This window comes from Vibrio sp. 10N.261.51.F11 (genome assembly GCF_041471665.1).
Classification (GTDB): Bacteria; Pseudomonadota; Gammaproteobacteria; order Enterobacterales; family Vibrionaceae; genus Vibrio; species Vibrio crassostreae_C.
Window position 1 is genome coordinate 1 of sequence record NZ_JBFROW010000106.1, and the last position, 397, is coordinate 397.

2 tRNA genes and 1 rRNA gene are annotated in these 397 nt (G+C 48.6%); all 3 read left to right on the top strand.

Annotated elements, in window-relative coordinates:
- The first annotated feature begins 50 nt into the window (after positions 1-50).
- A tRNA-Thr gene (locus AB4351_RS21840) sits at positions 51-127 on the top strand.
- Between the two features lie 41 nt (positions 128-168).
- A 5S ribosomal RNA gene (gene rrf, locus AB4351_RS21845) occupies positions 169-284 on the top strand.
- 30 nt (positions 285-314) lie between these two features.
- Positions 315-391: transfer RNA gene (locus tag AB4351_RS21850), tRNA-Asp, on the top strand.
- Positions 392-397 lie beyond the last annotated feature (6 nt).

Here is a 397-nt window from a genome sequence, read left to right on the forward strand (position 1 = left end):
CATCGCCAGGCTTTAAATTTTTAGAGTCGTTTTTAAACGGTTCTTGAATTGCTGATATAGCTCAGCCCGGTAGAGCGCACCCTTGGTAAGGGTGAGGTCCCCAGTTCGAGTCTGGGTATCAGCACCATATTTAGTTGATTTGATTATTCAAGTTAACAACAGAATTTGTTTGACGACCATAGCATTGTGGACCCACCTGATTCCATGCCGAACTCAGAAGTGAAACACAATAGCGCCGATGGTAGTGTGGGGCTTCCCCATGTGAGAGTAGGACATCGTCAGGCTCAAATTGCTTTATGCTGAATAGACACTGCGGAGTGGTAGTTCAGTTGGTTAGAATACCGGCCTGTCACGCCGGGGGTCGCGGGTTCGAGTCCCGTCCACTCCGCCACTTATT